The sequence below is a fragment of the Mycolicibacterium canariasense genome (assembly GCF_002101555.1).
Taxonomy (GTDB): domain Bacteria; phylum Actinomycetota; class Actinomycetes; order Mycobacteriales; family Mycobacteriaceae; genus Mycobacterium; species Mycobacterium canariasense.
Map to the genome: position 1 here is coordinate 1 of NZ_LQOL01000093.1, position 20,621 is coordinate 20,621.

A 20,621-nucleotide genomic window follows, 5' to 3' on the forward strand; every position below is an offset into this window, starting at 1 on the left:
ACTCGCTGCGGACGGGGCGGACGCTGCTGGAGCATTAGCTGAGCCGAGGGTGCCCGCCGGCACGGTTGGCGCCGGGGGCGGCGCACCTGCTGGGGGACCCATCGACCCCGGCGGAAGCATCATCGGCGCAGCACCGCCTCCGGAACCCACACCGGTTCCGGTAGGCGCGGCAGCCGGCGCGGCCGGGGACACCATGCCCGGCTGCGCCGCCGCTGGCGATACACCACCGCCAGGGGCAGCCGACACCGGGGGTGCCGCGTGCCCACCACCGGCCGACAGGGCCGGTGACGGACTCGCGGGGGCTGGAGGCGGCGCAGACGGTATTCCGCCGCCCATCCCTGCCGTAGTCGCCATTCCCTGGTTGAACGCAGACGACAACGGCGACGCGCTGCCCGCACCTGACAGGGCTCCCGAGTTCGGCAACCCGCTTGCCGCGCCAGGCATCTGACCGACACCGCCACTGAGCGGATTGGACCCCACCCCCGGCATCCCGCCACTGCCCAGGCCGCCGGGCATCTTCGGAATCCCGCCCCCGGAACCCATCCCGCCACCGCCGCTCCCCAGCCCGCCCATCGACGGCACACCGCCACCCAGCGGTGTCGCCGGCCGCGGCGCAGCAGCTGCTCCCGGTGTCGCCTGAGTAACCGGCCCCGATGCAGCAAGTCCCTCATCGCCCACAGCAGTTCTGCCCGTCCCGGCATCGGCGCCTGGAGTGACCCCAGGCTGCGTGACGGAGGTACCTGCTTTGTCGGTCGGTGCCTCTGCCGGGGGTCTGGGCGCATCCTCGCCGGGTGTGGGCTTCTTGGTGTCGCTCAGTGGATCGTCGCCTTGGGCGATGCCCGGTGACGGTTGGTCGAGAGGCTGGGCGGGTGGTGTAGCGGGGACCTCGCCCCATTTCGTCAAAAGGCTCAGGGCTCTTGTGTTTTCGCTACTTCTCTTGAAGGAGGTGTGAGCGGCCATCGCGGCCGTAACCCCCGCCTCGGTCTGATACATGGCAACGCCGTGGTACTCGGCAACGAGCGCTTCGGCCTCGCCAGGCAGCTTCGCCGCGGCGATCTTGGGATCAGCCTCGCGGATCAGCTGTTCTTGGCCTGCACGCGTGTCACGGAGCACCGTGGCGATGTTGGCGCACTTGTTGGCGCACTTGTCGTGCCATTCGGCGATCGTCTTGGCTTCCTCGGCCAGCACCGCCCCGGCCCGGTGGGCCTCATCGAACCCCTGGGAATCGGCGGCATCGCGAAACTGCGCGTTGTCGGTGACGATCTTCTGGTGGATGCCGTCCCACGCCGTCGCGCCCGCTCGGTAGGTCTGCTCCTGGGCGTCCCAGTGCGCGGCATCAGGTGGCTCCATGTCCGGCGTGACAATCAGCCGCCCATATGAACCCGCAGATCCCCCAGCGGCCGGCATCAGCGCAACCCGCATTCACTTCGGATGACACCGATCAGATCGTTGCCGCGCTGCTGTTCGTGATCTGCTTGCTCCCAGTGACGCATATTCAACGCGTGCAGCATGTCGATACGGGCGTCGATCCAGTCGCTTAGCGGCTTTTCAGTCGAAAGCGGTGTCGCAGCACTCATTTGAGAACGCAGATAGGAGACGGCAGCCATTCCGGTTCGCTTCTCTGTCGCCAGCGCTTCAACGCTTTCGGGACTACGCCAGCTCTGTTCCAGAGCTTCGGCACTCGCTCTACTCGCCAACGCCGTTGATCGCGCTGACCGCTCCCAGGCAGAGCATGCAGCGGACTTCGCCGCCTCAACCTCGCTGCTGCTGTAGGTGGCCGGCGGAGGTGCGACGACGTTGACTGTGTGCTGCGCTGGTTCGACTGTGTGGACCAGGGCCAGGCCGCTGGTCACCGCCGCGCCGGCAGCGAGCACCAGTGCTGTCGCAGCGACGGCCATCCCAGTGCGGTGGGGCCGCCGGACCCCCATCCTCATAGGACGACCGTATCGCGATTGGCAGACATCGAGCCACCGCCGGAGCCACATTCAAATTCTGAGTTTGCGCAGCTCATGTCACCTATAGGCAACACCGAGCAATTCGACGGGCAACCCAGATATGTGTCTAAAATGACGGGTTTAGACACACAGCGGGGCAGCTCAGCCGCCCGTCGAACGATGACGTGGAGGGCCGCGGCCATGACGGATGTTGGAAACGGTTGTGATGTCGTGGGGCGCCGCTACCGTGGTGGCGGTGGACGGCGTGCAGGTACAGAAGAAGCTTGAGCTCTCGGCGGACGAGGACTTCATTCTGACGGCATGGCAGTACCGGATGATGCAGCGCGATATCGCGGCGTCGGCTGGAGATCACCTCGCGGCAAAGCGGAACATTCGAAATGCTTTTCGCATTGCCGCAGTCCAGGGTATTGAGAGCCGATCCGAAGAAGACTGGTCGTATCCAGTTGCTGAAGTTGTCCGCCGAATTGCGACGTCTGGTGATGGCCCAGATCTTGAGGCGCTGGAGGATGCAGGCCCGGAAATCTCAGGTGTGGTCGCGAAACGGTCGCGGGCACTGCTTGTCCTGATCGATTTGTATGGTTTTGAGCCGTGGGTGGAGGGCAAGTGGGACAGCGGCGTCCGAGCCCGAACCCTGTCTGAGGCGCATCAGGCCCTGGACCAGCTGCACCCCGAAGATCTCGCGGCTGTAGAAACCGCGTACAGGGACGCGATCAAGAAGTTGTCGTCGGTGGGTTCATGGACGAAGTACGCGCTGCTGGCTGGTGCAGGGCTGGGGCTGGGACTACTGACCGGGGGGCTCGCGGCGCCCGCAATCGCAGGAATCTACGGTTCCCTCGTCCTTGGCTATTCGGGCGCGGTCGCGACCACTGCTGGCATGGCAGCCCTCGGCGGCGGGTCAATCGCCGCGGGAGGTTTCGGTATGGCTGGCGGCGCGGCACTGATTACGGGACTCACCGGTGTGGCTGGTGCAGGTGCGGCAACGCTCAGTGGTCGCATGTCGGGTATCACTCTCGCCTGTGTCGCGGCTGATGCCGTACGTTTGCACGTCGTCACCCAGCTTGTTTTGCGTGATGTCGATGGCAACGAGGAAGCCGCAAAGGCCGTCATTGTCAGCTTCCGTGAGCGTGTCGCCAATCTGGGACAAATTGTGGTGGCGCTCAGTGAGCGGATCGAACAACTTCGTCTCCAGCTCGAATCGAAACAGGCGCAGGTTGATGCAGAGCGGGAGAAGCGGCTAGAGGCCGAAGACCGCCTCGCGCGTTTCCGCGCTGTCACTGACAAGCTCATTGAGCGGGTTACCGGCCCGGAGGACGCCGATCTTCAAGTGATCCTTGCAGAGATGGAAGAACTCAAAGACGAACGGGGCGCTGCGGAAAAACTTGCTGAGGGGGTTGCCGCTCTCGCTGATGACCTCGAGGAAGCTGCGTGAGCGCCGACCACAGTGAGAGTGGCGACCCAAAGTTGGTGGTCGACGCTGATTTCGTGGATAACCTCGACGCCCTGGGGCGAGACCTCAACGACGTTGAGGCGCTGGCGAGGGCGGCCCTGGCCGGACAACCGCTGGATCATGAACTAGCGGAGCGCGTGTCGACGGCGCCAACTGCCCTCAGCTACACCGCGATCACTGAGCACAACCGCGAGCGCCGATCGGCTGAGGCATGGGGTGAGGCCGATCTGAACGACATGATTGATCCCGTCGCCGCCGAGCAACTCACAACATGGCGGGCGGCGCAGCGAATTGACTGGGAGCCAAGCGATTTCGCCGTTGTCGGTATCGCAGGGTTTCTCGGCGCCCTCGCGAACCTCTACGACCATCAGATCGATTCGGCTGTTCTCGGTGGCCTGTCTTGGCTGAAAAAGACCGACTTTCTCCGTAGATGGGAGAAAGAGGCAGCGCGCCTGCCCATCGACTACACCGGACCAAAGTTCGGGGGACCCGCCCACCGAGTGCGATCAGCCGGCCACGATATCGGCCGCTTCCTCGAAGGACTCAACCAAATCCGCTCCGGCACATTCAGGGGCACCGTGTGGGAAAACGGTGAGCGCATCGCCGCAGTCGTGACCACAACCCGTTCTGGTCTGCCGTTCGTTCAGGCACCGGAGCTCCATCTTGCAGCCGCGGTGCTACTCAAGCACTGGGCAGCAGACTTCGTCACCCCTATGAGCCTTCCCCTGCCTGGCTGGTCGCTCCTCTACGACATGCCAGACCGAGATCTACGGAAATTCGCCCACGAGGCCTATGCAGGAACAAACTCCGGTGATGGTTTGAACCTGCGCTCGGGAGTGCTTACCCCTGGTCTCGGCATGTTTGCGACCGAACTGATCATTCGCACCCACACACATCTGACGGCCTATTGCGACGGAGGCAGTCCCCGGCTTTCCACGGCGGCTGCAGCCAAGCGCACCGAGATGCTGCTTGCCGCCCATGCCGTAGCTGGTGCGGCCAGTCTGTCGAAAACAGTGGCCGCGGGTATTGCTGGCGAAACAATCCTGGCAGTGAGACATCTCAACGTTCCCGTGCTGGTTCGGGTCGGGATCTTGGCGCTCAAGGTACGAGCAGATGCCGCTGACCGAGCAACCGCTGAAGCGCCATCGTGGATGCAGATCCTTGCTGACGAAGCATCGACGTGGACGATGCCCGAAGCGATCGCTATTGCCGATCTGCTTGCAGACTCTCAAATGAACTAGAAGATGGCGCGGGCTGAGTCAACCTATCCCCCGCCGGCCTTCACGGCACGGCTTTCCACGGGCGCGGAGAGGTATCGGTATGCCGTTGCTCGGCTGATGCCGAACGCTTTGGCAAGTTCGTGAACGGGTTCTCCGGTGGCGGCGAGACGACGGAGTTGTTGCTGTCGCTCACTGGTGAGTTTGGCGGGTTTGGTGGCCGGCAGATGACGCGCTCGGCGGGAGTCTCGGGAAGCGGCGCGGCGTTCGCGGCCGAGTTCGAGTTCGAGTTCGGCCAGGGTGGCCATGATTGCGGCCACGGCGCGGCCTGTCGGTGTGCCGGTGTCGATGCCTTCGCGCAAGGCGCGCAACAGGATTCGTCGCTCGCCAAGATCCGCGATGGTGCGGGTGACCTCAGCGACAGAACGGCCGAGTCGATCGATGGCGGCGACCACCACCGTGTCCCCCTCTCGGGCGTAGTGCAGCAGGGCCGCCAAGCCGGGCCGCTCGGTGTTCACCGCGCCCGAGAGCTTGTCGGTGAATACCTGGCCGGATCCGACGCCCTGAGCCGCCAGTGCGGCCAGCTGCCCATCGAGGTCCTGGCCGGCGGTGCTCACGCGGGCGTACCCAAGGATCGTTGTCACACCGCTACCGTCTCATTGTCCTCCGACATCGAGGATCTGAGACACGCGGTGTGAGACAGGAAATGAGACAGCGCGACCTGGCGCTATGCGACCGCAGCGTTTGGCTGCGTGGGCTGTCTCGTTTCTCTAGATACGAGACGGACGTCTATCCGCGCGCCAGAGCCTGGTCAAGGGCAGGAGCCAGTGTGATGCCAAGGATCAGTGTGCAGGCCCGGCTGGTGTATCGACGCGAGATGGAGGCGGCCAGGAAGGCCGACGATGCGCTGGTGCGGTGGCGACATCTGGAGCGGGCTCACATCGTGTCGCAGCCAGATCCGTGGCTGCACACCTGCAACCACGCCGCCATGCTGGTGTTGGCCGTGCGTCAGCGCGATCGCCGCGAAGCACTCGGGCAGGTGCTGCGCCTCATTGTCGCCGCCCCCGGGTCGATGAGCGGTCGGTATCCCGTCGGCAACACCGGCCGCGTCACGGCAGGGCTGATGACGCCGATGCCCATTCCCGACGATCTCGCCGCAGCCGTCACCAGTAGATGAGCGCCGCCACGGCGACCGGAGACGCCAGGCTGGTATCCCCCGTGGAGGTGTCAGGGTTCGGTGGTGAGCCGGTCGAGTAGCGGCCGTAGGTCTTCGGCCAGGAGTGCCATGAGGTATACCGCTGCGACCCTGTGCTGGCGGTCCAGGACCATCGTGGTGGGCACCACGCTGGTCGGATAGTTACGTCCCAGGGTGATCAGGCTGCGCAGTGAGGGGTCGAAGAGGGAGGGATATTGCACGTTGCGGTCGGTGACGAAATCGCGTGCGGTGTCCCGGTTGTCGCGGACGTCGATGCCAAGGAATTGCACGCCCCGATCGCGGTACTCGGTGTACACCGTTTCCAGTTCCGGTGTTTCGGTGCGGCAGGGCGCACACCAGGAGCCCCACACGTTGATGACGACGACCTTGCCGGTGAAATCGGACAGCCGGATCAGCTTGTCGGTGAACAGGTCGGGTCCGCTGAGATTGCCGATGGTGCCCCGTGTCGAGGGTGGGTCGTAGAAAATCGCGGTTTGGCCGCCGGGTGAGACGAAGTCGAAGGTGCCGCCTTGGGCCACGGCATCCTCGCCGGTGGTGCAGCCGGTGACCGAGGCTGCGGCGACGACAACGGCTGCCACGACGGCGATACATCGCCTGAGGCTCGGCACGAAAATTCCTTTCGATGACCACGTTGTCGCCGATTGCACCGTCGGTGTTCCTGGCTGCCTAGTTTTCAAAGGCGAGGCCGCTGACCAGGATGAAGATGCCCAGTCCGATCAAGACGATCGGGAACAGGACGTGTTCCCAGCGTTCGAGGACTTCGGCGATCGGGCGGCGGGTGGCGACGAATCGGGCGGCGAGGACGAGGACCGCGACGAGGGCGAGGAAGACGATGCAGTAGGCCACCACGGCCGCAGGTCCCACGCTTAAGAAGACCGGAACGTAGACCCCGATGTTGTCTCCGCCGTTGGCGAAGGTGACTGCTGCGACGGTTAAGACACCGACGTTCTTGCCGGCCACCTTGTCGTCGTCGTCATCGTCATCGTTGCCACGCCAGGCTTCCCAGGCCGCCCACAGTCCCAGGGCCAGGGGTATGAGCCCGAAGTACGGGATGACCTCCGGGGGGAGGAACGCTCCAGCACCCAGTGTCACTAGCACCGCCGCGCCCAGAATCCCCGCAAATCCGAGGTATTGGCCTGCGGTGATCCGGGCCGTGGTGCCGCGTTGTCCCGCGCCGCGGGCGAAGAACAGCGAGAGCACGATGATGTCGTCGATGTTGGTGACGATGAACAGGCCGATGGCGGGCAGAACCGACGACACGATCATGCGCCTGCCCCCGTGTCTGCGGTGTCGTTTACCCGCCCATAAGTCACCACGCCGGTGGTCACGACGGCGCGCCGACCGGCGCCGCGCGAGTGGGGCTGGCTGCCGGATCGGCCGGCGCGCCGGCCAGCGGTGTGCTGCGTCCGGCCCGCACACCGTTGGCGATGACCACGATCTCGGCAAGTTCGTGGACCAGCACCACGGCGGCCAGCCCGAGCACCCCGAACAAGGCCAGCGGCACCAACGCGATGATCAGGCCCAGAGACAGGCCGACGTTTTGCAGCATGATCCGCCGCGCCCGCCGGGCATGGCTGAACGCTTGGGGAAGGTGGCGCAGGTCTTCACCCATCAACGCCACGTCGGCGGTTTCGATGGCCACGTCGGTGCCCATCGCGCCCATCGCGATCCCCACGTCGGCGGTGGCCAGCGCGGGAGCGTCGTTGACGCCATCACCGACCATCGCGGTGGGGCGCTGAGCCCGGAGCTGTTCGATCAGCCGCGCTTTGTCTTCGGGGCGCAGCTCGGCGTGCACGTCCTCGATCCCGACATCGCGGGCCAGCGCCGCGGCGGTGGCCGTGTTGTCGCCGGTGAGCATCGCCACGTGATAGCCGTCGCGGCGCAACCGGGCGACCACCTCGGCGGCCTCAGGCCGCAGCTCGTCGCGCACGGCGATGGCGCCGATCACTTCGCCGTCGTCTTCGACGAGGACCGCGGTGGCCCCGGTCCGCTGCATGCGGGCGACGTCACCGGCGAGCGGGCCGGGGTCGAGCCAGCCGGGGCGGCCCAGGCGGATGGTGTGCCCGTCGCGGTGGCCGGTGAGCCCGGCGCCGGTGACGGCCTCGACGTCGGTGGCAGGGGTGACGTCATCGACGGCGGCGAGGATCGCCGCGGCCAGCGGGTGCTCGCTGCGCGCTTCCAAGGCGGCCGCCACATCCAGCACCTGGGCGCGGGTGGCGCCGTTGGTGGTGGCCACGTCGATCACGGCGGGCCGGTTCGCGGTGAGTGTGCCGGTCTTGTCCAGGGCGACGCCGCGGATCTTGCCCAGCCCTTCCAGTGCCGCGCCGCCCTTGACCAGCGCACCGAGCTTGCTGGCGGCGCCGATGGCGGCCACCACGGTGACCGGCACCGAGATCGCCAGGGCGCACGGTGAGGCGGCGACCAGCACCACCAGGGCCCGCTCGATCCAGGTGGCCGAGTCGCCGAGCAGGCTGCCGATCACCGCGATCAGCGCCGCGACGATCATGATCCCGGGCACTAGGGGTTTGGCGATGCGATCGGCCAGGCGTTGGGAGGCGCCCTTGCGGGACTGCTCGGCCTCCACGATGCGCACGATGCGGGCCAGTGAGTTGTCCTCGGCGGTGGTGGTGACCTCCACCTCGAGTGCCCCGGTGCCGTTGATCGACCCGGCGAACACCTCATCACCGGGCCCGACCTCCACGGGAACTGACTCGCCGGTGATGGCCGAGACATCCAGCGCGGTGCGACCGTGGCGGATGATGCCGTCGGTGGCGACACGCTCACCGGGCTTGACCAGCGTCCGGTCACCAATCTGCAAATCCGCAGGCGCGACGGTCTTTTCGGCGCCGTCACGCAGCACGGTGGCCTCGTCGGGGACCAGCGACAATAGCGCGCGCAGTCCGCGGCGAGTGCGGGCCAGCGAGTACTCCTCCAGTCCCTCACTGATGGAGAACAGGAAGGCCAGCATGGCGGCCTCACCGACCTCGCCGAGGATCACCGCGCCCACCGCGGCGATGGTCATCAGCGTGCCGACCCCGATTTTGCCCTTCGCCAGCCGCTTCAGGGTGGACGGCACGAAGGTGTAGGCGCCGGCCAGCAGCGCCACCGCTTCCAGCGCCAGGACTACCGGCTCGGCGGCGTCGAGGAACCCGGCGATCACCGCTGCCAGCAGCAACACTCCCGAGAGGGCGGCGAACTGCAGTTCTTTGATCTGCCAGAGCCGCTCGGGCTCGCGGTCCTGCTCGTCGGCGCCGCGGGGTTCGCCGTTGCCGCAGCCGCATGCATCGCTCATCGGCGGGTCTCCTGCGTACCCCTCGTCGCGCCGGTGCGGGCGCGGGTGCCGTAGGTGGGGCACAGCGCCACCTGGTTGCCGGTGGCGGCCAGCAGGGTTTCGGCCGAGGCGAGCAGATCGAGCAGCTCAGGGCGGGTCAATGAGTAGAACACCTGCCGGCCTTCGGGGCGGCCGCTGACCAGGCCGCAGTCCCGCAGGCACGCCACATGAGCCGACACCGTGGATTGCGCCAACCCCAGCTCCCCGATCAGGTCGACCACGCGGGCCTCCCCGTCGGCCAGGCGGCGCACGATCGCCAACCGGGCCGAGTCGGAGAGGCTGTGAAACAGTGCCACCGCGGCATCCAGATTCGAACTCCCCGAGGCGCTGCCGGTGAGGCAGCCGTCCGCTTCCACCTTATTCATCGCCATATGACGATGATAGCCGGTCAGCAGCGATACTTCGAGGCCGGGTCTGGGACCGACGTCTCCGCCGCGCCGTTCGTCGTCGGGGCCATGGACTTCACGGCGCAGCCGCCGTTGTGGGTGAACGGGTAGATCATCTGGCGCAGGTAACTGCTGGGGTAGTCGGGCTTGGCGGCCATGCCCAGCTGGGTCGAGTCGAAGCGGCGGGTGGGGTCGTAGGAGAAGGTGCGCATCAGGTGGTCCCACACCAAGGTGAACAGCCCGAAGTTGACATCACCGATGCCGGCCCATTTGAGGTGGTGGAAGCGGTGGCCTTCGTTGAGGGCCAGCACGTACTTCGCCGGGCCGATGCGGTAGTCAGCGTTGGAGTGCTGCAGCAGCAGCTGGATCGCCACCGCCAGGGCCAGAGCGGAGGCCACGTCGACGGGCAGCCCGATCAGGATCAGCGGTGCCACCCCGGCGGCCATCTCCACGGTTTGGTGCAGCGGGTGTTTCATCAGACCGTTGAGGCCGTAGAAGCGGGTGATGCTGTGGTGCACCGCGTGGAAGCGCCACAGGAACCCGACTTTGTGGCTGGCCAAATGCACCACGGTGATCCCGAAATCGGCAACCAGGACCGCGGCCAGGACTTGTGCGACGAATGGCCAGCTGTGCGGCCACAACTGGGGTGCCGGGACGATCGCGGCCAGCAGCGGGATGGCGGCGACGCTGGCCAGGATGAGGGTTTCGTTGACCGCGACGTGGATGCGGTCACGGGTGCTGTCGGCGCGGTCGTGGTTCCACTGCGGGTCATACGGGATGACCCGCTCCACCACGAACGCCGTCGCGATCGCGGCCGCCAGAATGATCAGCAGCCAGTACTTCGGTGCGCCGGCGGCGGCCACGGCGATGCCCGCACCGTTGAGGCCGATCAGCAGGAACGGCACGTAGCCGTAGCGGGCCACCGCCTGGACCGCAGTGATCACCCTCGTCAATGGCGGAGAAGAAGTCGTACCCATGCCCTGAATCGTCGCGGCCACCGCCGCGACGAGGCTTGAATGATTCGGCTACCCGCTGTCGAGATCCCAGGACACGTGTCGGCTCAGCACCGAGGGTGGCAGGCCAAACATCTCACGGGTGGTCCGGGTCAGGTGAGCGCTGTCAGCGAACCCCGCCCCGTGCGCGGCACCGGTCAGATCATCCCCGGCCTGCACGCGGATGATCGCGATCCGTAACCGCGTCCACAGCACGTAGCGCCGCAGCGGGATACCGACCTGCTCGGTGAACAGATGCGTCAATCGGCTCGCCGAAACCCCCACGCGCGCCGCCGTTTCCGTGCCGGTAACGGGTCCGGCGGCCACCAGGTCGGGCAACAGCCGCAACGCGTGCTCGACCGCCGGATGAAGGGACGCCACAACGCCTTCGGCGATGCCGGGCGCCAGGCTTTCGACCAGTTCGTCGACCACCGCGGCCAACGCGCGACGACGAGTAGACGCCAACGTGGGCGCGATCGCCCACCCGGAACGCTGTGCCCGCAGGTGCGCGGACCGACCCGGCGCGGACTCCGGCTCCAGGAATATCACCGTGCCCTCATGGGCCCCGACCTCGATCCGATGTGGCGCGTCAGCGGGCACAACTACCTTCGTTCCACGGTGTCGCGCGCCGCGTCCGTCGAGCACCGTGACAGGCGTCGTTGCAGTGATGACCTGCACCGCGTGGTGGGCATGAGCATCAGTGGGGCCGATTGAGCCGGAGAATGCCAGAACTCCCAGGCGCAGCAGCGCCGACCCGCCCCAACGCGGAGCAACAAAGGGATCGCCGGCCCTTAGATTCATCGCAACGGAACGATTATAGCGCCACAATCAGATGTTGAGGGCGATGCCAAGACGGGAACTGAGACGTCCACATTCTCTACAAACGAGACAGGCGTGGCCAGTCAGCTCCGTTGGGGCGGCGGCGGCTCCGCCCTGATCGAGGACACGCCTCGCTGCCTTAAATTTGCTCACCCAACCATTGTCATACATGTAATGATGTATGACAATGAGTGCATTCAGTCATACAAAATTACGTTAAGGAGAACGATATGGCCGTCTTGAATATCCGAGTCGACGATCAGGTCCGCGATGAACTCAAGGACATGGCTGACGCGGAGGGTGTCACCGTCAGCGAGTACGTCCGCGATCTGCTCACGGCGGCGCTCGTCCCTGGCTATGAGTCCAAGGAGGACCACGGTGACCTGCCGGCGCCGGAGACGATGCGGATTGCCGATCGGCAGGTGCTCTCCCTGCTTCACCGCATCCTCGCGCGCGTGCTGCCCGAGGGCAACGACGACGTGGACGGAGACCTCGGTTATCAGCTGGGGCGTGCGCGGGTGATCGAGGCGGGCTACACCGGGGAGTACTGGCGTGAAGTCGCCGGGTTCAGCCCCGAGCTGTCCAAGCGTGATTGTGGCCGTGTCCTGGACATCCTCGACATGTTCCGCATCATCACCTTCAGCATCCGGCGGCTGGAGAAGGACGGTACCGCCGTCGACGAGGACCTCAAGTACGAGCTGGAATTTAAGGGCTTCGACGGCAACGACGGACTGGAAAACCACATGGCCCGCTACGTCGAGTTCCTCATGAGCGACGGCCGGTGGGCTGAACTGCACGAACAGTGGAAGAGCAACGATGAGGGAAACTCCCACTCCCTCATGCTTGACACCTACATGCGCATGGTTGCCGAACACCGCCGCATCAAGGCCAGCCGAGACCGCGGATTCCACCGAGAGGACTACCTGCTGTCCCTCGACGAGCTACAGCAGATCGCAGACGCTCGCCACCCGTCGCGCCGCGGCTAGCTCGAGAGGGCCTGGCTCGCCCGGCCTGGTGCAAAAGACACGAGACGGCTCCCGCCCGGCCCGCAAGCGGCCCGGTTGGGTCTGAAAATCCGGTGCCCCACTCAGGAGCGCGAGGCCGCCGGGAAAGCTGTGCAGCAGAGTATTCGGCGTCGAACTACCGTTCTCGGCATGAGAAACCAGATCAGCACTCAGTGGGTGCTCATCGAAGCGATTCAGGCTGACGACTTCCTTTTCGACCAGGACTCACAGTCGAGCTGGCCGGTCCTCAGCTCCCAGCCACATCCGGCGCAGCACTGGCGTCGTCTGGTGTCGGGCGAGCCCGGGTCCGGTCGCTGCCTTGATGCCCCGATCGGTACATGGGTCCGTCGAGTGCTGCAGTAGGCCGCCCGCGACTGGCTGTTAGTCCGCCCCGTGACGGCCTATGTGACCCGCGTAGGAGTGGCCCCTGGCCGTGTCTGGGCATGAAAAAGCCTCGCGCGTCGAAATCGAGATTCGACGACTGCGAGGCGAGAGTCAGCGTCGTGGTATGCGCGTGGAGCCGCTGACGGGGCCGTCCGGCGCACAGGAGGCTACGGCGGCATCGGCGGCTTTCTCCCGGCGGAAAGGACGCTCATTTCAGGGGGCTACCGAAGCCACTCGCGAAGCGCAGCCGCGGCGGCGCTCACGATCCCGGCGAGCCCACCGAGGATGGCCACGATGCGTTCTGACGGCTCATCTCGTCGGCAGAACACCGCTTGGTAGACCATCACCAGCACAGGCAGAATCCAGATCAGATTCCACGCGCCCGAGACGACCATATTGACCTCCTTGCGAGGTGTACCAACAGAAAGTGCCCGACCGGGGGCCGGGCACAAAAAAAGCCGGGAAGACCCGGCTTCGACGCGCAAAATAGCGCGCCTTTTCATGGGTGAAACCATGAAAAGATCAGTCCAGCAGTATATTTCGATGGCTGGACAACCTACGGAACTGGCTGTGTGCGCAGTTGTTCGGTGAGCCCGCTAACAGGGCGGGAGAAAAGGTTTTCGAGGGTAGCGACCGGATGTGGACACAGTCGTGCTACTGCGATTGTGCGGCAAGTCTACCGGTATCAAAGCCAAAGCGGGGGTGACAGAAAGGTCCGGGGATGTGCTGACATCAACCGGCTTTTGGGCGCACTAACGGCACCTCATTCACTGTACTCGCAGCTAGATGCGCCCGAATGGAAGCAGGCAACCTGGGCGTGTCGCACTGCGCCGCATTTGGATCAGGCGCGGGTCCCCGTCTTCATCGAGGACGATGTGTCACTCGTCGGGGGTGGCGACTCCCGGCTCGAACGCCTTGCCGGAATTGAACTCCTCTTCGAGGTGCTCACACAGGTCGGTGATCGCCTTGCGGATGAACTTCTGCTGCTGTCCGATGCCGGTGTACGGCCGTGTCCACGTAATGGTGTTGACCATCCGCTCTTTCAACTCCACGGGCAACGACACAGCAGGATGTCGGCGGACTTGCGGCCAGGGTCGTTCTGAACCATCCGGTCATCTTTGCCCGGCGCTTGATGACGCCGTATGCGTTCGAACGATTCCAAACAAGTTCCCTCGCATCGCCGCGCTCCGCACACCATTGTCCAACTCCCCCTACCCTGGAGGCGTGAGGAGCGACGGCGACGACACCTCGAAGCCGCTGACACGCTGCTTTGGTCAACTACCTGACCTCGTTGTGCCCGATGACTTCGATGTCGACTACGACGATCTGGCGTCAGAGTTCAACGGGGACATCGCCAATGCTGAACGGCGGGCTGCGCGGGACCGCTATGCCCGGCGGACCGAAGAGGCGTGATCCCCCTGCCAAGCACCTGAGAACCGCACCTTGCCAAGGTGGGTCAAACATGTGTGACGTAATGACGTATAGGTGCAAATACGTCTATACGTCTGTACGTCATTACGTTGTATTTCCCGGCCTTTGAGCTAGCACCGCGCGGACCTGACTCCGACCGTCCACCCAATCGTGTAGGTCGTAGCTGATTGAGTTCAGCAGCGGCAGCAGAACACGGTCGTGTAGGTGTTTCACGTCCACGTAGAGCAGCGAGTCCATGTGTGAAACGCGGTTACGGAGCTTGCGGAGGTCGCGCACCTTGTTACCCGTGCCGTAGCCCCGCGGGTCCTGTTTGACGTTCGGAAATCCCCCGTGCAGGCAGTTGCGCCATAAGTCGCGTCGAGCTTGCAGGTTCACCTGGTTTTGAACCGGATTTCCGTTCGGGTCCACCCAGCTCGCGTCGAACTTCTCCGGCAGAAGACTGGCCCAGGTTCCGAACATCACGTGCGCCACTAGGTCGTCGTGGGTGATCGCGTCCCCGTGCCGGGGATGGCTCGTCGGCCGAGATCGGCGCGATTGGTCTGCTGCCTTGTACAGCTTGTGACGCGTCGTGGTGAACACCGCCGGTCCGGACAGGTACGGAATGTGGGCGATGTAGTTGATCCAGTCAGCGCCATGTCCATGTTGTTGCGACCAGTTGCTTAGCTGCGTGTCGATCGCGTGACGCACTGCGACCTCGGCAATCCCTAGCGGATCTTGCAAGGCCGAAGCGAGCTCGATATTCCACTCGTACAACGCCAGCGCGTCGGCATCCTGACCGCCCGCAACCGCCCGATAGTGCGCCAACCGCGAAGCGTGTAGGCACTTGAAGACCTCGGCCGGGACTACGGGCATAACCGGTCACTGTGCCAGAAACAAGGAAGCCCCCCTCACAAGGAGGGAGGCTTCTTCACGAACAGCTCGGAGAACCGGCTGCATCTGCCAGCAAGCATACACCGGACCCGTCACGGCATCAACGGCTTGTGAAGGAGCGGCCCGCCGCCTCAGTAGCGAGCCCACGGGCTAGGACGCAATGACGTATGGACGTAATTACGTCTATACGTCATTGCGTCTTGACGTTCTGCGCCAGCCACTGTTCGGCCAGGTCCGTGAGGATTCTGCTCATGCTCGTGTCCTGATCCAGCGCGGCCTGCTTCAACCCACGCACCGTGGCACGAGGCAGATAGACGGTGGCGCGCTGCATGTCGTCGGTGGGGGAGCGGAACGCTTCGGCCGCCCGTTTCGCCGGTTCCGTCTTCACCCGCGCGGCCATCTTCGAAGACAGATCAGACATGGACTAGCGCCTCCATCAATTCGTTCAACACGTCGTCATAGCCGTGCAGCTGGCTCGGAGCCGAACCGAACGCCCGCCGAATCCCCTCACGCCGCACGATCCGCGTCCCGATCACTGGCACCCCCTCGTTCTCAAGCAGGGTTTTCACCTCATCGGCTAAACGGGTTCGCAGGTCCACACCGGTCAAAAGGACAGCAGTGGGTCTGTGTGCGGTGATCTCCAGGGTTGGCCATACGCGGCGCACGTCCAGCGGTGAGGCCCCCGTGGGCACTACGACCAGATCGGCGAGTTCGATCGCTTCCTGGATAACCTGGGCCGTGCCAGGGGGAGTGTCGACGATCGTCAGATCCTGACGGCCGTTGACGTCGAGTGGCCGCCGGGCCGGCACCACGGGGAAAGGAAACGGGTCGTCGGCCGCCGCCGCCGCCCACTCCAGCGCCGACCCCTGAGGGTCGGCATCGATAAGCACGACATCAAGGCCACGGCGATGCGCGGCCACCGCGAGATACACCGCCGACGTTGTCTTCGCAACGCCGCCTTTGGTGTGCACCAAAGAGACTGTAGGCATGCCGCCAGTATACGTCACAGTGCAATGACGTATATGCGTCATTGCACTGTGACGTTATTACGTCCGGCCAGTTCAGGGCACACTTCCAGCATTGTGATCTGACCGTAACAACCTGATTTGTCGGGATTCCGGCCGACAAGCCGGCATTAGAGGGCATGCCACTACCAATCCCAAACGCGCAACCCCTCCAGCGGTGCCGAGCACTTCGGCGAACCGGACGTTGCACCCCGCAGGTCTATACCTGCTCAGGCGAGACCTGGAACTGCCGCCACCTGCCACGCGACGGAAAACAGCTCCAGGGCCGGTACTTCCCCCGTGTACCGGAACCACGACGAGAAAGGTGCGGCCAGTGCCAGGTAAAGCACGCTGTGCCAGCCCAGAAGAAGAGAGCGGGACTACAGCCAGCTCCAGGAGCCATCTCCTGACCACCGAACAAGGAGACGCCCAATGAGCGAATCCATCCTGATCGTCGTGGCGATCATCGTCGTGGCGATCACGGTCCTGGGCCTGGCGATCTGCGTGCTCGCGGGCTACCTGGCCCGCATTCCCGACTCCAAGGTCACCATCGGCGAAGTCGGCCGAGCAATCGGTGCCATCGTCGGGGTCGGCCTCGAAGCGGTGGCCACGATCATCACGTCCGTGCGACGACCGTGAGAAGCCCCGCCTCATGGGGGGAAGGGGAGCGGACTTCCTCGGCCTCGATTGTGGCGAAACGGTGGGTGGTGGCCACTGCGAGGAAGTCGGGCGGGAAACGCTGGCCAGGCTCCAGGGGTCCGATCTACTCGGCCTGGGGCACCCCGGCACGATCCAAGAACTCGTTGAGCGCCGCATCCACGATGTCGGTGACCGCGTACCCACGGTCCTTCAACACCTCCACGCGCTGCTGCGTGCCTGGACGCACATAGGTGTTCAACGGCACCTTCTGCTGCCGCTTACGCAGCGGCAGCGCGCTACTGCCGGCGTCGGCCGCGCCGCCGTCGAGAGCATCACCAGCCGAATCGGGCATGCACGCATGCTACATGCATCACTAAAAGTAGGTTGCACGCAATTTGCTTGCATGTATGCACGCACGCTCTTACAGTGGTGGGCATGGAAACCCTCGGCACGGTCCAAGACGACGTGAGTGCGGTCCGGGACTTCGCGTCCCAGGTCCGTGCGCTGTGTGCGCAGCTGACAGCCAATCCGTTCAACACCCCCGCCGCAGAGAAGCTCCTCGATCTGCTCCTGGAGGAGGCCCCGGCAGTGGATCTCGCCTTCGAGCGGGTGTTGCGGTCGGTGATCTACGAGCCCGCATCGACCGGCGCCCCGATCCTGGACATGCTCGGCGGGTCACGCTGTACCGCGCTGGTCGTCGGTGCGGCGGCCTAAAGTCGGCTCTGATGAGCGCACCCTCGCCGCCGCCGAAGCCAGGCTCCACCGAGCACTGGCACGCATGGCTGCAGCGGTACGGCGGTGACTACACCGATGACGCCGAGCGCCGCGCCGCCTACCGGGACTTCACGACGAACCTGGACACCATCCAGGCCGTCTTCTCCCAGTCCGATGACATGCACGTCGCCGGCTACCTCGAAGCCCACGAACGGGTGGCCAGCGGCGACGCAGACGGCCCCGACGACGCCGAGACATGGGTTCCAGGCGATCTCACCGGCCACGCGCGGGCGGACTGGCTCGAAGGCTTCCGCTCCCACTTCGAGCCCTAGGCCCAGCCCTGGGGAGGAAGCGGTCGGAATCGTGACACCACGCTTTCCGGCCCGCACCGCACGCCCTCGCCGCGTGCACGCCTGCATGTCCGAAACCATGCCGCCACCCGTCGATCCCGCAATTCACCGCGCGGTCCAAACCGTCTACACCACCAACCTCGGGCTACCCGAGGAATGGACCCAGGCCCATCGAGCGGACTTCATCGATGCCGAGGTCGACAAGATCACCTGGATGGCCCGCGCAACGGCCGCGACCTTAGGGGAGCGCAGCATTCAAGACTGGACACGCCGCCACGGTGGCCACCTCCCGAACCTGTCGACGCAAGGCGCATTGAGGGCTCAGGCCCGCGCCCAGGCGGTACGCCAGGTCCTCAGCACGGAGCTGTACGAACTCATCATCGATCCCGACACCAACTAGCCCCGGAAAGCGCAGCGGCGGCATGACCTCACCAGTCACAAAAACATCACAAACCCCGGCGTGTCCTGTATCAGATACCGCGTTGTTGCTGGCAGTCTTCGATTCATGCCTCGACCCCGTAAAGGCGACCGCGTGGAACTGCTCACCCGCCCGGAGCGTCTCGTTTCCGAAAAGATCAAGCAGCAGGCCGCCGACCGAGGCATGTCTGTCTCGCAATACGTGGCCGACCTGTTGGCCATCCAGGCCGGCCATCCCGAGCTGGTCCGCGAACTAGACAAGGAGGTTCTGCCGCTGGCGATGTGATCACCCGCCAGGACCTCGAAAAGTTCTGCTTGGAGGGCAGGGTCTTGGCATACGTGACATCTGAATAGCTGGTGTGCGGATTCTCCCGCTGACATGACGAAGGCCCCGCGTTAGCGAGGCCCTGTCGGGGGTTTCGAACCGAGTTCGCAGCTCGGTTCCGGGTCCGCACCCATTCCCCGAAGGGATCTGTCTTGCTGGACAGTTCTCACGGTAGCGCACGCCCTGAAGCTGCACCAGCTTCGGCGCGCGATCGGTGCGCAAACCGTGACCTCTTGAGCACACGCCCGCGTTGGGCGAACAGTGCGTGGCCGACGCCGCTTGGCGCGTCTGTAGCTTCTGCTGCTCCCAGTCCGCATGTGGTGCGTGCGCTGGCGCACGAGCGTCGCCGTGACTGGGTGACGCGCGCCGGCTCCTGCGCACCGTCTGCGCCGATGTGGACCAGTCGCGCCGGGTGGCTCGACGGGCTGTCGCGGTGGGTGCACTCCCCGGCGTTCGGGCAGCTGTGCGCTGAGGCGCGGGTGTCCATCACGACGGCCACGCTGTTGTCGATCGCCACGGTGATGGCCGAGCACGCCGATCACGGCACCGGCCGCCACGTCGCTGTCACCCGCGCGACAATCGCCGACAAGGTGGGTTGCGACGTGCGCACGGTGACCGCCGCGTGGCGCGTGCTGCGGGTCTCCAGATGGGCTGTGGAAGCGCAGCGGGGCCACGGTTCGACAAACACCCCCAGCGTCGGCCGTCGACCCTCGGTGTACCACCTGGTGCCGCGTCGCGAAGCCCGTCCAGCGACCGGTCCGCTCGTGCATGATTTCCACCTACCGCCGTCAGGCGGTGTTGGTTGTTCTTCTCCCGTAGGGAGTTACTCACCAAGCGGGCGCGCGAGCGCGCCCGCCAACCGATGCTGCGACAAAACACGACAAGCACGGCCGCGGCGCGCTACCGCGCGCCCGCTCGCCATCCAGAAACTGGCGGCTGGACTGGTCGCGATCACGCACGGTCTGGACCGCGCCCACATCGGTGCAATCTGCGATGCGCTCAGCGGCGTCGGCATCGACCCTGCGGTGTGGTCTGCGCGTGCGGTCAACGACGCGCTCAACGCCGACATGCGCGCCCGAGGAACGACGTGGCCCGACCACATCGCCAACCCCGGTGCATTCCTCGCCAGCCGGTTACGACGACTGTCCTGGACACCCCCCGAGAAAACGATCCCGACAAAGGCCGGCGGCTGCGCCGCCCCCAGCATCGACCAGACGCCGCAACCGGTGGTGCTCACCGACGCAGCGCGCGCGGTCATCGCAGCCCGCCAAGAAGAGATCCGCCAGATCCTCACTGCACGCTCCCAACGCGCCCGTGTGATGGCCCGCACCCATCACACGTTCATTGCAGCGACAGCGGCCTATCGTTGAGATGACCCACGCCACCACGCCCTAGTGGTTGCCAAACTGGGCCAGTGGGTTTCACCCGAACGGGTGCGCCAGCAGCGGGCGGCTACACCACATGACCGTGGGAGAGATGCGTTGTGGATCTGATCGTTCTGGTGGCGCTGGCCGTGATCATCACCGTAACCGTTGTGGTGGTTCAGCGAAAGCAGCCACGCACACCGTTCAACACCCCCGGACAGTTCACCCGTGCTGGGCATCCGAGCGCGCATCCATCTGATGCAGTGCAGCGCTGGATAGCGCTGCACGACTACGCCGCCGCGCACCGGTTGCGTCTGCTGTATGTGCAGAAGGTCTATGAGCGTCACCCCAAGAAGGGGTGCAAGGCGCGGGTGTCGATCTATGGTGAGCCTGGCTCGACGTGGCGTGATGCGTGGTTCTGGCATCACCAGGTACAGCCGGGCTCGGTGGTCGCCGTCGCAGCCAGCCAGGGGTGGGGCTCCCACAGCCGCCGCGATGACGTGCTGTTCATCGGGTCCCAGGACCGCGCCGGAGTGCACGCCACTCTCGACGCCGCCACCGTGCGCCGAGCGCAGCGCCAGCACCATCGACCGCCGCCACCACTACGCCCGCCTCAGCACTAACTCGCTCATCCATCTCGTCATCCAATTTTCCTTCCGCTCAACGTGTCTCACTTGCGCACGCTCCACCACCCCACTTACATACCTCAGCTCCTCTCGCCCTCACCCCGTTTTCCACAGACCTCAAACCCAACAC

General features: G+C 65.2%; 27 protein-coding genes and 1 pseudogene. 13 read left to right on the top strand and 15 right to left on the bottom strand.

Translation table 11 applies throughout. From position 1 onward, the window contains the following. A pseudogene (locus tag AWB94_RS30430) lies at positions 1–1,407 on the bottom strand (hypothetical protein); the annotation flags it as partial. Beyond that, on the bottom strand, positions 1,407–1,898 hold the full coding sequence (locus AWB94_RS30435; RefSeq protein WP_234794346.1) for a hypothetical protein: 492 nt from the start codon (positions 1,896–1,898) through the stop codon (positions 1,407–1,409). The pseudogene AWB94_RS30430 and the gene AWB94_RS30435, both read right to left, overlap by 1 nt. A gap of 292 nt (positions 1,899–2,190) precedes the next feature. Between AWB94_RS30435 and AWB94_RS30440 the strand changes: the two genes are divergently transcribed. Next, positions 2,191–3,384: a coiled-coil domain-containing protein gene (locus tag AWB94_RS30440; protein ID WP_131805460.1), complete on the top strand. Its 1,194-nt coding sequence runs from the start codon at positions 2,191–2,193 to the stop codon at positions 3,382–3,384. Beyond that, the gene (locus AWB94_RS30445) at positions 3,381–4,643 is read left to right on the top strand and encodes a hypothetical protein (protein WP_062660272.1); all 1,263 of its coding nucleotides are present in this window, start codon (positions 3,381–3,383) and stop codon (positions 4,641–4,643) included. Before AWB94_RS30440 ends, AWB94_RS30445 begins: the two co-directional genes overlap by 4 nt. A 23-nt stretch (positions 4,644–4,666) precedes the next feature. Here AWB94_RS30445 and AWB94_RS30450 read toward each other — a convergent pair whose 3' ends face one another. Next, entirely contained in the window at positions 4,667–5,263 is a 597-nt protein-coding gene (locus tag AWB94_RS30450) for a recombinase family protein (RefSeq protein ID WP_062660273.1), read from the bottom strand. A 188-nt stretch (positions 5,264–5,451) separates the two neighbouring features. Here AWB94_RS30450 and AWB94_RS30455 point away from each other — a divergent pair, with 188 nt between their 5' ends. Then, positions 5,452–5,796 (top strand): DUF3703 domain-containing protein, encoded by a 345-nt coding sequence (locus AWB94_RS30455; RefSeq protein ID WP_062660274.1) that lies wholly within the window; start codon positions 5,452–5,454, stop codon positions 5,794–5,796. A 50-nt stretch (positions 5,797–5,846) separates the two neighbouring features. Here the strand turns inward: AWB94_RS30455 and AWB94_RS30460 are convergent, their stop codons facing one another. Genes AWB94_RS30460 through AWB94_RS30485 form a run of 6 tightly spaced genes read right to left on the bottom strand, consistent with a single transcriptional unit; the run spans position 5,847 to position 11,345 of the window. Continuing rightward, on the bottom strand, positions 5,847–6,443 hold the full coding sequence (locus tag AWB94_RS30460; RefSeq protein WP_062660275.1) for a TlpA family protein disulfide reductase: 597 nt from the start codon (positions 6,441–6,443) through the stop codon (positions 5,847–5,849). A 58-nt stretch (positions 6,444–6,501) separates the two neighbouring features. After that, positions 6,502–7,101, bottom strand: coding sequence for a cadmium resistance transporter (locus tag AWB94_RS30465; protein WP_062660276.1), 600 nt, complete (start codon positions 7,099–7,101; stop codon positions 6,502–6,504). A gap of 58 nt (positions 7,102–7,159) precedes the next feature. Next, entirely contained in the window at positions 7,160–9,127 is a 1,968-nt protein-coding gene (locus AWB94_RS30470; protein ID WP_062660277.1) for a heavy metal translocating P-type ATPase, read from the bottom strand. After that, positions 9,124–9,537, bottom strand: a complete 414-nt coding sequence (locus AWB94_RS30475; protein ID WP_201029645.1) for an ArsR/SmtB family transcription factor — start codon at positions 9,535–9,537, stop codon at positions 9,124–9,126. Before AWB94_RS30475 ends, AWB94_RS30470 begins: the two co-directional genes overlap by 4 nt. A gap of 17 nt (positions 9,538–9,554) precedes the next feature. Further along, positions 9,555–10,529 (bottom strand): sterol desaturase family protein, encoded by a 975-nt coding sequence (locus tag AWB94_RS30480; RefSeq protein ID WP_062660283.1) that lies wholly within the window; start codon positions 10,527–10,529, stop codon positions 9,555–9,557. Positions 10,530–10,577: 48 nt separating this feature from the next. Continuing rightward, positions 10,578–11,345 carry an AraC family transcriptional regulator gene (locus AWB94_RS30485; protein WP_062660278.1) on the bottom strand — a complete coding sequence of 256 codons (768 nt, stop codon included), beginning with the start codon at positions 11,343–11,345 and terminating at the stop codon, positions 10,578–10,580. Positions 11,346–11,593: 248 nt separating this feature from the next. On the opposite strand from AWB94_RS30485, the gene AWB94_RS30490 reads away from it, so the two are divergent. Both AWB94_RS30490 and AWB94_RS30495 read left to right on the top strand, forming a co-directional pair. Beyond that, positions 11,594–12,349, top strand: a complete 756-nt coding sequence (locus AWB94_RS30490; RefSeq protein ID WP_062660279.1) for a YfbU family protein — start codon at positions 11,594–11,596, stop codon at positions 12,347–12,349. Positions 12,350–12,517: 168 nt separating this feature from the next. Continuing rightward, entirely contained in the window at positions 12,518–12,730 is a 213-nt protein-coding gene (locus AWB94_RS30495; protein WP_062660280.1) for a hypothetical protein, read from the top strand. Positions 12,731–12,972: 242 nt separating this feature from the next. Here the strand turns inward: AWB94_RS30495 and AWB94_RS35355 are convergent, their stop codons facing one another. Next, a complete protein-coding gene (locus AWB94_RS35355) occupies positions 12,973–13,146 on the bottom strand; it encodes a hypothetical protein (RefSeq protein WP_165605436.1) in 174 nt (57 codons plus the stop codon). Between the two features lie 483 nt (positions 13,147–13,629). Next, positions 13,630–13,815 carry a hypothetical protein gene (locus AWB94_RS30500; protein WP_234811944.1) on the bottom strand — a complete coding sequence of 62 codons (186 nt, stop codon included), beginning with the start codon at positions 13,813–13,815 and terminating at the stop codon, positions 13,630–13,632. 160 nt (positions 13,816–13,975) lie between these two features. Between AWB94_RS30500 and AWB94_RS30505 the strand changes: the two genes are divergently transcribed. Continuing rightward, entirely contained in the window at positions 13,976–14,164 is a 189-nt protein-coding gene (locus AWB94_RS30505; protein WP_062660258.1) for a hypothetical protein, read from the top strand. Positions 14,165–14,266: 102 nt separating this feature from the next. On the opposite strand, the gene AWB94_RS30510 is transcribed toward AWB94_RS30505, so the two are convergent. From AWB94_RS30510 to AWB94_RS30520, 3 genes are all read right to left on the bottom strand, one after another. Further along, a complete protein-coding gene (locus AWB94_RS30510; RefSeq protein WP_234794350.1) occupies positions 14,267–14,986 on the bottom strand; it encodes a hypothetical protein in 720 nt (239 codons plus the stop codon). A 256-nt stretch (positions 14,987–15,242) separates the two neighbouring features. Continuing rightward, complete coding sequence (locus AWB94_RS30515; RefSeq protein WP_062660260.1) at positions 15,243–15,473, bottom strand: hypothetical protein; 231 nt, start codon at positions 15,471–15,473, stop codon at positions 15,243–15,245. Next, the gene (locus AWB94_RS30520) at positions 15,466–16,023 is read right to left on the bottom strand and encodes a nucleotide-binding protein (protein WP_234794348.1); all 558 of its coding nucleotides are present in this window, start codon (positions 16,021–16,023) and stop codon (positions 15,466–15,468) included. The genes AWB94_RS30515 and AWB94_RS30520 overlap by 8 nt, the downstream gene beginning before the upstream one ends. A gap of 465 nt (positions 16,024–16,488) precedes the next feature. On the opposite strand from AWB94_RS30520, the gene AWB94_RS30525 reads away from it, so the two are divergent. Further along, positions 16,489–16,695 carry a hypothetical protein gene (locus AWB94_RS30525; RefSeq protein WP_062660261.1) on the top strand — a complete coding sequence of 69 codons (207 nt, stop codon included), beginning with the start codon at positions 16,489–16,491 and terminating at the stop codon, positions 16,693–16,695. A 124-nt stretch (positions 16,696–16,819) separates the two neighbouring features. Here AWB94_RS30525 and AWB94_RS30530 read toward each other — a convergent pair whose 3' ends face one another. Then, the gene (locus tag AWB94_RS30530; protein WP_062660262.1) at positions 16,820–17,047 is read right to left on the bottom strand and encodes a hypothetical protein; all 228 of its coding nucleotides are present in this window, start codon (positions 17,045–17,047) and stop codon (positions 16,820–16,822) included. 83 nt (positions 17,048–17,130) lie between these two features. Between AWB94_RS30530 and AWB94_RS30535 the strand changes: the two genes are divergently transcribed. The 6 genes from AWB94_RS30535 to AWB94_RS30560 all read left to right on the top strand — a co-directional run bounded on the left by AWB94_RS30535 (position 17,131) and on the right by AWB94_RS30560 (position 20,488). Beyond that, positions 17,131–17,409, top strand: a complete 279-nt coding sequence (locus AWB94_RS30535; protein WP_062660263.1) for a hypothetical protein — start codon at positions 17,131–17,133, stop codon at positions 17,407–17,409. An 11-nt stretch (positions 17,410–17,420) separates the two neighbouring features. Next, a complete protein-coding gene (locus AWB94_RS30540) occupies positions 17,421–17,741 on the top strand; it encodes a hypothetical protein (RefSeq protein ID WP_062660264.1) in 321 nt (106 codons plus the stop codon). A gap of 85 nt (positions 17,742–17,826) precedes the next feature. Then, positions 17,827–18,159 carry a hypothetical protein gene (locus AWB94_RS30545; protein WP_062660265.1) on the top strand — a complete coding sequence of 111 codons (333 nt, stop codon included), beginning with the start codon at positions 17,827–17,829 and terminating at the stop codon, positions 18,157–18,159. Between the two features lie 132 nt (positions 18,160–18,291). Beyond that, the gene (locus tag AWB94_RS30550) at positions 18,292–18,462 is read left to right on the top strand and encodes a toxin-antitoxin system (protein WP_307188224.1); all 171 of its coding nucleotides are present in this window, start codon (positions 18,292–18,294) and stop codon (positions 18,460–18,462) included. A gap of 542 nt (positions 18,463–19,004) precedes the next feature. Then, a complete protein-coding gene (locus tag AWB94_RS30555) occupies positions 19,005–19,871 on the top strand; it encodes a rep protein (protein WP_234794347.1) in 867 nt (288 codons plus the stop codon). Between the two features lie 113 nt (positions 19,872–19,984). Further along, positions 19,985–20,488, top strand: a complete 504-nt coding sequence (locus AWB94_RS30560) for a hypothetical protein (RefSeq protein ID WP_062660267.1) — start codon at positions 19,985–19,987, stop codon at positions 20,486–20,488. The last annotated feature ends 133 nt before the right edge of the window (positions 20,489–20,621 follow it).